Here is an 8,461-nt window from a genome sequence, read left to right as displayed (position 1 = left end):
TAGAGCGCCATCTTGGTAAGATGGAGGTCCCGGGATCGATTCCCGGTCGGGGCTCTCTCATTAATTCATGCGAGAGCACGTATTAATGATGTGGCGGTGTAGCTCAGCTGGTTAGAGCGCACGACTCATAATCGTGAGGTCGACGGATCGAGCCCGTCCACCGCTACGCCCCGATAGCTCAGTGGTAGAGCGCCATCTTGGTAAGATGGAGGTCCCGGGATCGATTCCCGGTCGGGGCTCAGATAAGCCTGTCTCTTCGGAGGCAGGCTTTTTTGTTTACCTATTTTATTTACCCAAAGCCCAGTCTGCAAGCGCTTAGCGAACGGCTCGATGCCGGGTAAAGCAAAGCCCCCGAGAAAAAATCGGGGGCTTCATCTTTATGCTCTAATCTAAGCGTTAGGAGGTGCGGCGCACAACCGGCAGCTGGGACAGTAGCTCGTAGGAGCGCAGACGGTCCTCGTGCTCCCACGCCTCGGTCATGACGATAAGCTCGTCAGCGCCTGTGCGCGCCACCAGGTCCTCAATACGAGCCTGCGCGGTGGTGGGGGAACCTACGATTGCCTCGGCGGTCATACGTTCAATGTGCATCTTCTCAGAGTCGGTCCAGATGGCGTCCATATCTTTCACGGGAGGTGCAAAAGACAGATTGCCTCGCACCACACCCAGGAAATGCTGCTGCTGGGTCGTGTACAGGTAGCGTGCTTGCTCATCGGTATCGGCGAGCATCGCGGTTGCACCCACCATGACGTAGGGCTGTTCCAGGTGCTCCGAGGGCTTGAAGTTCGCACGGTAGGTGTCCACCGCCTCCTGTAGCATCGCGGGTGCAAAATGCGAAGCGAACGCGTAGGGTAGACCCAGCTGCGCGGCAAGCTGCGCACCGAACAGGGAAGAACCCAGAATGTACAGGGGCACATTCGAGCCCTGACCAGGAATGGCGTGCACACGGTGCATGGGGGAGGGCTCACCCAGGAAACGCTGCAGCTGCTGTACTTCGGAGGGGAAGCTCATGGCGGCAGAATCGTCGCGGCGCAGAGCGGCGGCGGTCATCGGGTCAGTGCCGGGCGCACGGCCCACACCCAGATCAATACGACCGGGGTGGAACGCGTTGAGGGTACCGAACTGTTCAGCCACCACGTAGGGTGCATGGTTGGGAAGCATAATGCCGCCCGAACCCACGCGAATACGCTCGGTTGCGGCGGCAATCTCCGCCATGACCACGACGGTTGCAGAGGACAGCAGGGAGCCGGCATTGTGGTGCTCGGCGACCCAGAAACGCTCGTAGCCGTAGGATTCAGCCGCGCGGGCGGCATCGATGGTATTGAGCATGGTCTGGTGCTGACGCTGATCGGGGCGGTGCGGCATCAGGTCAAGCACCGAAATTTTTATGTTGGAAGACATAATTTTTCCTTCTTGATTGATTGCGGGTACCCGTTCAGCATACGCTTGCTCAGGCTGTAGGGGTAGGGGTGTGCCGGGCGCCTTCGCTAGTAGGTAAAAATGCGACGAAATACTGCACGCCTACATTCTGGCTGCCTGCATACCGGTTATCTGCACAGTGGTCTGTCCACTCTGTGCATTTGAGCTGAACACTGTGCATAAGAACGGTAGACTGAAACCATGAGCATTAACCCTGAGATTGTAGGCAGGGTCTACCCGTCCGAGAACACCTACGTTGTCGGCCGTGAAAAGATCCGCGAATTTGCCCGAGCAGTTCACGCAGAAAACCCCCTCCACCACGACGTTGAGGCAGCCCGCGCGGCAGGGTACGCAGATGTGATTGCCCCGCCGACCTTCGCCATTATCCTGGCGCAGGCAGCTGACGCGGCACTCATCAACGATGATTCCGCCGGTATTGATTTCTCTCGCGTGGTGCACGCCGACCAGCGCTTCACCCACCACCGCCCCATCGTTGCCGGTGATGAGCTGCGCACCGAAGTTCACGTGGACTCCGTACGCGTCATGGGTGCTGGCGCAATGCTGACCACCCGCGAAGAAATCGTTGACGCGCAGGGCGAGCCGGTCACCACCTGCATCTCTTCCCTGCTGGTTCGTGCTGAGGAGGAAAACTAATGGTGCGTTTTGAAGATCTTGAAAAGAGCCAGGACATCGGTTCGCGTACCGTGGAGATCTCCCGCGCTTCGCTGGTGCGTTATGCTGGCGCATCCGGTGACTTCAACCCGATTCACTGGAACGAGCGTTTCGCTCAGTCTGTGGGACTGTCCGGCGTGATTGCTCACGGCATGCTGACCATGGGTACCGCAGTGCAGCTCGTGAGTGACTGGGTGGGTGATCCCGGCGCGATTGTGGACTACCAGACTCGATTCACCAAGCCCGTTCCCGTGGCGGATGCACCTGGCGGTGAAAACCCCGACACCCCCACGAACGCCCTGACCATCAGCGGTAAGGTGGGTGCCCTGAATGAGGAAGAGTGTACCGCCCGCATTGACCTGACAGTCACCGCTCGTGATGAGGAAGGCAAGGAGCAGAAGGTTCTGATGAAGAGCCAGGCTGTGGTTCGTCTCTCGGCATAGAGTTTCTGCGCTTGCAGATAGCCGTGTGAAAGCAACCCTGTAAAAGCAACAGTGTGAAAGCCCCTGCGCTACCCCGATGCGGTAGTGCCGGGGCTTTTGTGCGTTCGGCTGCGCACTCGCCGGCGGGTGGTAGCACTTCTTTTTTGTGGGAGGCGCGCCGGAAAATGAAGATAAAATCATCATAAGGTTTTCGTGACTTTAACGTGTGGTGGGTGCTGACCCCGCACAACGGCCGGTATTCTTAAGTTATGACTGAAAAGCTGTTGAGCGAACTGACCACCGCCCAGGTAGGTGGCCCCGCCAAGACCTACGTCCGCGCCACCTCCGAAGCAGAAATTATCGAAGCAGTCTCCGCTGCAGATGCCGCAGGCGAACCCGTCCTCATCGTGGGTGGCGGCTCCAACCTGCTGGTTTCCGACGAAGGCTTCAACGGAACCGTCGTGCACATCGCCTCAGAAGGCGTAGAGGTGCTGCCCATCCCCGCATGCGGCGGCGCGAACGTGCGCGTGCAGGCGGGCACCATCTGGGACGACTTCGTGAAGCTCAGCATCGATAATGAATGGGTTGGCCCTGCGGCTCTCTCCGGCATCCCCGGCACCGTGGGTGCAACCCCCGTGCAGAACGTCGGTGCATACGGCGTTGAGGTGGGCGAGTTCATTGCCTCCGTACGTACCTGGGACCGCGAAAAGAATACTCAGAAGACCTTCGCGAGCGCAGATTTGCGCTTCGGCTACCGCGACTCGGTACTCAAGCGCGCAACCGTCAATGGCTCGCCCCGCTACGTGGTGCTGACCGTTGATTTCCAGTTCACCCTCGGTAGCCTGTCCTCCCCGATTCGTTACGCTGAGCTGGCGAGGAGCCTGGGCGTTGAGCCTGGTCAGCGTGCCGAATCCGCTCTGGTGCGCCAGAAGGTGCTGGAGCTGCGCGGCTCCAAGGGCATGGTGCTCAACCCCGAGGACCGTGACACCTTCTCCACCGGTTCCTTCTTCACCAACCCGATCGTTCCGCGCTCTACCCTGGAGTCCCTGCCTGAGGGTGCCCCGAACTTCCCGGTGGTCGTGAAGACTTCCCCGTTCACCGCGGGTGTTGAGGACCCCGATCACGTGAAGCTCTCGGCCGCTTGGCTGATTCAGCACGCAGGCTTCGATAAGGGTTTCGGCCTGGAGGGTGAGTCTCGTGAGATTGCTCAGGGTCGCGCAAGCCTGTCGACCAAGCACACCCTTGCGATTACGAACCGCGGCGGCGCATCCGCTGAGGATATCTTCGCTATTGCCCGTGCTGTGCGCGACGGCGTGCGTGAACGTTTTGGTGTGACCCTGGTTCCTGAGCCTGTCGTGGTCAATGGCGAAATCTAAACGCTTAACTTCTCGCCTCTCATGGCGCGAGGACACATAGAATAAACGCTTCGGGCGGTCTCTTTATTGGAGACCGCCCGAAGCGTAGTATTGACCGCTGAGCTAATGGCGAGGGGAAGAGATACGCACCTGCCCCGGCAGGTAGGGCCTGCGCTTGGGCGCTGTGCGCGTTGCCGCCAGGGGTGCGGCAGGAAGGTGCTCCATCAGCACCTGAACCGCGAGGGGAAGCTTCTGTGGTGGGCTGGGGGCGTGGAAAATCGGCTTATGGCGCGTGGGGCGGTACGGGTAGTATTCCGCGTCCTCGCTGTGGGACCAGACAAGGTTGCCGAACTCGCCGGGAACGGGAGAGAGTACGTTGGCGTAGTAGGCGCGCGTCTGCAGGTCGGTACGCTCGGAGGTGCCGGTATATACGCCGCTGGGTACACGGTCCTGCTCAATGACGAGGGCGCGGACTATGCCGCCTACGGTGCTCACAGCGTTGACGTGCAGAGCGAGGAATTCCCCGTCCTTGTGGTTGATGTGTACTTCTCCGTCTGCGAGGATTCGGGTGCCCATCATGATGCTGCTGGCGATTCCTTCGCAGAGGGCGTGGATGAGCGTCATGCGTGCCGGGTAGAGGTCGGCGATATCCCAGCCGATGAGTGCAGGCACAGCGGAATTGCCTGCGTATTCCCCGCAGGATTCATAGGAGGCGACGTCCACGTAACCGCGGGCGATGGGTTCGCGCTCATAGGGTCGGCCGTCGCGCTGCTCCCAGAAGCTGAGGGTGGTTACAGTAAAAATTGCTTGGCCATCGCGGACGGCAACGCTGAGTATGAAGTCCTGCGGGTAGCCATTCTTGGTGCGGGGTCGTAGAGGAATTGCTCGGGTGTATTCGTTGAATTCCTCGGGCCAATCCAAGTAGTAGCTCATGGTTGCCCCATCGTTGCGGTACACAGTGAGTTCGCCGGGTAGCAGTATGGCTTCAGGCACGCCTGCGGCACGTTCTGCAGCGTAGTGTTCGCTCACAGGCCAGGGGCTGAACTCTGTGCGGTAGGGGTTTGAGAGGAAGGAATCGAGCATAGAACGTATCCTCTCATAGTTTGAGGTTGTGGTGCACGGTTAGAGGGGCTTAAATAACAAATGAGCTGTCCCCTTCTGATTGCTCGGAAAGAGCGTTCAGGAGGGACAGCTCATCGTGTAGGGGGGGCAGCTCGTTAGAGGGATTTGCCGCGGCGTTCAGGGAGGAAGAACACGGTGGTCGCCGCTACCAGGAACGCGGTGGAGAAGAGCGTGAAAAGTAGCGGAGTTCCACCGAACGCGACCAGCGGCGGCACAATGAGCGGTGCCGTGATGGAAGCGATACGGCCAATACCGGCGGCGGCACCGGTGCCGGTTCCGCGCAGGTGGGTCGGGAAGATTTCCGGGCTCAGGGCGTAGAGAGCACCCCATGCACCCAGGTTGAAGAAGGAGAGCATGCATCCGGCGAGGATAATGAATACCTCGGTGTGCGCCATGCCGTAACCAGCCGCCGCCAGTGCGGAGCCAAGCAGGAAGGTCGCCAGAGTTGCGCGTCGACCCCACTTTTCGATGAGGTAGGCGGCGACCGCGTAGCCGGGTAGCTGGGCGAGGGTCATGATGAGCGTGAACGCGAAGGACTTCACGAGGCTGAATCCCTGGGCGTTCAGCAGCGCCGGAATCCAGATGAAGGCACCGTAGTAGGAGAGGTTGATACAGAACCAGATGACGCACAGGGCGATGGTCTTGCGGCGCTGACCGGTAGCCCAGATGGAGTGAATCTTCGCAGATTCTGCATTGTCGGCGCTTTCTACCGCGCCGTGTACGGAAGCATCTTCGGTCTGATTCTTGCCGGTTCGGGAGAAGAGCGCGGGGGACGCCTCGAAACGTTCAACGATTTGGCGTGCCTGGTCGTGCTTACCGACTGACTCCAGGAAGCGCACTGATTCGGGGGTGCCCATGCGGACTACCAGCGAGTAGATGGCTGGAATCAGACCGATGGCAAGCGCCCAGCGCCAGCCGTTCGCTTGCGGAACGATGAAGGTGCCGATGAGAGCGGCGAGAATCCAACCGAGAGCCCAGAAAGCCTCCAGAGCAACCACGACGCGGCCACGAATAGCGCGCGGCGAGAACTCAGAAATCAGGGTGGATGCCACGGGAAGTTCCGCTCCCAGACCTAGACCGACCAAGAAACGGAAGACGAGCAGCACGCCCAGGGAGGTTGCTAGGGCGGAGGCGCCGGTCGCCAGACCGTATACCAGCAGGGTGAGGGCGAAGATGTAGCGGCGGCCGAGCTTATCGGCGAGTAGACCGCCGAAGGTCGCACCGAGCGCCATGCCGACGAATCCGATGGATCCGAGCCAGGAGGCTTCGGTGGGGCTGAGCTGCCATTCCTTGATGAGTGCCGCCATGACGAAGGAGATGAGGCCGACGTCCATGGCGTCCAGTGCCCAGCCGAGACCCGAGATGCCCAGGAGCTTGCCGTGGGCGCGGGTGAAGGGCAGGTTTTCGAGGCGTTCGTTGAGGGTCGGTGCGGCGTTGCGTTCAGTGGCGGGCGCAGAGGTACCAGCGGGTGCAACAGCGTTGGTGCGGGGTGAGTCCGTTGATACGGGACGTGAGGAGGACACGGTATTGGGTCGCTTCCATAGTGTTTAGGCGTAGTGCCGGGTGAATTGTTCCCTTACAGTATATAAAGGTATTTTCGACTTGAACGCCGCTAAATGAAAAACTTTGAAGATGACGAAAAATCTCATACATGACGAAATCTTTCACAGCCGCTATACAGCAGTGAATGCTATTCTCTAACCACCGCCGCCTGGTGAAAGCCACCTACGGCATGTTTGGAAGGACCACCCCTGAAAACCATTGAAGATGAAGTCAAGGAAAGCGAAACCAGTCGCTTTCACCGCTGGCTTGAAGCCCGCAAGGAGCGCATGCACGCGCATCCGGTCATGCGTCATCTCTACAAGCCACTCGTCATCGGCATAGGCACCTTCTGCTTTATCGCCGGGCTGATTATGCTCGTCACCCCCGGCCCCGGCTGGCTGTTCATCTTTATCGGCCTGGGCATTTGGGGTACTGAATTCACCTGGGCACACCGCGCCAATATTTTCATGAAGCACGTGGTGCTCACCGCCTGGTACCGCTACCGCGCCTGGCGACAGCAGCGTAAGGAACGCAAAGCCGTACGTCAGGCAGAACGTAAGGCGGCCGCCACAAACCAGCGCTAACCTACTCACGCTAACCAGGCCCGCACTAACCCGGTCCGCGCAAGCTATACGCAGACACACAAAGCCCTCGCACCCATCCGATAAGAGAATGAGAGCGAGGGCTTTTCTATAGCTTGTCAGCGAGCTTTAGAGCTTGCCAATAGCAATCTGCAGCATACGGCGAATCGGCTCAGCAGCACCCCAGAGCAGCTGGTCACCCACGGTAAATGCGCTAATGTACTCGGGGCCCATAGCGAGCTTACGCACGCGACCAACCGGAATCTCCAGAGCACCCGAAGCTGCCACGGGGGTCAACTGCTCCATAGAAGCCTCACGCTCATTCGGCACGAAGCGGACCCAGGGGTTATCCTCAGCGATAATACGCTCAATCTCCTCCAGCGGCAGGTCCTTCTTGAGTTTGATGGTCAGCGCCTGAGAGTGCGAGCGCATCGCAGCGATCCGGACACACAGGCCGTCCATAGTGATCTTGTTATCGTCGGAACGGCCCAGAATCTTGTTGGTCTCGACCTCAGCCTTCCACTCTTCACGAGACTGGCCGTTACCCAAATCCGAGTCAATCCAAGGAATCAGGGAGCCGGAGAGCGGCACACCGAACTGGGTAGAATCCAGCTCACCGGAGCGCTGTTTCGCAAGAATCTTGCGGTCGATGTCCAGGATTGCGGATGCGGGGTCGTTCAGCTCCTTAGAGACCTCGTTGCCCAGGTCGCGGAACTGCGCGAGCACCTCGCGCATGTGGCGGGCGCCGCCGCCGGAAGCAGCCTGGTAGGTCATGGAGGTAGCCCACTCGACCAGGTCGTTCTTGAAGAGGCCGCCCAGACCCATCAGCAGGCAGGAGACGGTGCAGTTGCCGCCGACGAAGTCCTTCACGCCGGATGCCAGGCCGCGGTCGATGACCTCGCGGTTGATGGGGTCCAGCACGATGATGGAGTCATCGTTCATGCGCAGGGTAGAAGCGGCGTCAATCCACAGGCCGTCCCAGCCAGCCGCACGCAGCTTCGGGTGCACAGCCTCGGTGTAGCCGCCGCCCTGAGCGGTCACAATAATCGAGTGCTTACGCAGCTCATCAATGTCGTATGCGTCCTTCAGCTCGGACGGCTCAATCACACCGTCGAAGGTGGGCGCTGCGCCACCAACATTAGAGGTAGTGAAGAAGACGGGGGTAATGCCCTCGAAGTCGCCTTCCTCAACCATGCGCTTCATGAGGACGGAGCCCACCATGCCGCGCCAGCCAACAAAACCTACAGAGTCACCGGGATTAAAGTTCATGCTTCCCAGTGTACTCGCAGGCTGGTGAGTGGGGACTAACACCGTACAAAAAATCTGATATTCGGAACGGCCCGGTACGTAT

At 59.6% G+C, this 8,461-nt stretch carries 8 protein-coding genes and 2 tRNA genes; 6 read left to right on the top strand and 4 right to left on the bottom strand.

Annotation, left to right across the window (positions count from 1 at the left end):
- The first annotated feature begins 92 nt into the window (after positions 1-92).
- Positions 93-166 (top strand) — tRNA-Met (locus tag QFX05_RS04800).
- A gap of 1 nt (position 167) precedes the next feature.
- Positions 168-239, top strand: a tRNA-Thr gene (locus QFX05_RS04795).
- Between the two features lie 157 nt (positions 240-396).
- Here the strand turns inward: QFX05_RS04795 and QFX05_RS04790 are convergent.
- Positions 397-1,398, bottom strand: coding sequence for an LLM class flavin-dependent oxidoreductase (locus QFX05_RS04790; RefSeq protein ID WP_279741380.1), 1,002 nt, complete (start codon positions 1,396-1,398; stop codon positions 397-399).
- A gap of 219 nt (positions 1,399-1,617) precedes the next feature.
- On the opposite strand from QFX05_RS04790, the gene QFX05_RS04785 reads away from it, so the two are divergent.
- The 3 genes from QFX05_RS04785 (at position 1,618) to QFX05_RS04775 (ending at position 3,886) form a co-directional block, all read left to right on the top strand.
- The gene (locus tag QFX05_RS04785) at positions 1,618-2,070 is read left to right on the top strand and encodes a MaoC family dehydratase N-terminal domain-containing protein (protein ID WP_005504824.1); all 453 of its coding nucleotides are present in this window, start codon (positions 1,618-1,620) and stop codon (positions 2,068-2,070) included.
- Positions 2,070-2,531, top strand: a complete 462-nt coding sequence (locus tag QFX05_RS04780; protein ID WP_279741377.1) for a MaoC family dehydratase — start codon at positions 2,070-2,072, stop codon at positions 2,529-2,531. The genes QFX05_RS04785 and QFX05_RS04780 overlap by 1 nt, the downstream gene beginning before the upstream one ends.
- A 248-nt stretch (positions 2,532-2,779) precedes the next feature.
- On the top strand, positions 2,780-3,886 hold the full coding sequence (locus tag QFX05_RS04775) for a UDP-N-acetylmuramate dehydrogenase (protein ID WP_279741375.1): 1,107 nt from the start codon (positions 2,780-2,782) through the stop codon (positions 3,884-3,886).
- Positions 3,887-3,988: 102 nt separating this feature from the next.
- Here the strand turns inward: QFX05_RS04775 and QFX05_RS04770 are convergent, their stop codons facing one another.
- Positions 3,989-4,948 (bottom strand): histidine kinase, encoded by a 960-nt coding sequence (locus tag QFX05_RS04770; RefSeq protein WP_279741373.1) that lies wholly within the window; start codon positions 4,946-4,948, stop codon positions 3,989-3,991.
- A 134-nt stretch (positions 4,949-5,082) separates the two neighbouring features.
- Positions 5,083-6,510 (bottom strand): MFS transporter, encoded by a 1,428-nt coding sequence (locus tag QFX05_RS04765; RefSeq protein WP_279741370.1) that lies wholly within the window; start codon positions 6,508-6,510, stop codon positions 5,083-5,085.
- 213 nt (positions 6,511-6,723) lie between these two features.
- Between QFX05_RS04765 and QFX05_RS04760 the strand changes: the two genes are divergently transcribed.
- A complete protein-coding gene (locus QFX05_RS04760; protein WP_279741368.1) occupies positions 6,724-7,113 on the top strand; it encodes a PGPGW domain-containing protein in 390 nt (129 codons plus the stop codon).
- Positions 7,114-7,239: 126 nt separating this feature from the next.
- Here QFX05_RS04760 and asd read toward each other — a convergent pair whose 3' ends face one another.
- Entirely contained in the window at positions 7,240-8,379 is a 1,140-nt protein-coding gene (asd, locus tag QFX05_RS04755) for an aspartate-semialdehyde dehydrogenase (protein ID WP_279741366.1), read from the bottom strand.
- Between the last annotated feature and the right edge of the window lie 82 nt (positions 8,380-8,461).

The sequence above is a fragment of the Rothia similimucilaginosa genome (assembly GCF_029850875.1).
Lineage (GTDB): Bacteria > Actinomycetota > Actinomycetes > Actinomycetales > Micrococcaceae > Rothia.
The sequence above is the reverse complement of the archived record's forward strand: the minus strand, read 5'-3'. Positions and strand labels throughout refer to the sequence as shown.

Bases quoted from the DNA above. Each gene is read 5' to 3' on its own strand.
- QFX05_RS04780 (WP_279741377.1), top strand. From the start codon at position 2,070: ATGGTGCGTTTTGAAGATCTTGAAAAGAGCCAGGACATCGGTTCGCGT.
- QFX05_RS04775 (WP_279741375.1), top strand. From the start codon at position 2,780: ATGACTGAAAAGCTGTTGAGCGAACTGACCACCGCCCAGGTAGGTGGC.
- QFX05_RS04790 (WP_279741380.1), bottom strand. From the start codon at position 1,398: ATGTCTTCCAACATAAAAATTTCGGTGCTTGACCTGATGCCGCACCGC.
- QFX05_RS04770 (WP_279741373.1), bottom strand. From the start codon at position 4,948: ATGCTCGATTCCTTCCTCTCAAACCCCTACCGCACAGAGTTCAGCCCC.
- QFX05_RS04785 (WP_005504824.1), top strand. From the start codon at position 1,618: ATGAGCATTAACCCTGAGATTGTAGGCAGGGTCTACCCGTCCGAGAAC.
- asd (WP_279741366.1), bottom strand. From the start codon at position 8,379: ATGAACTTTAATCCCGGTGACTCTGTAGGTTTTGTTGGCTGGCGCGGC.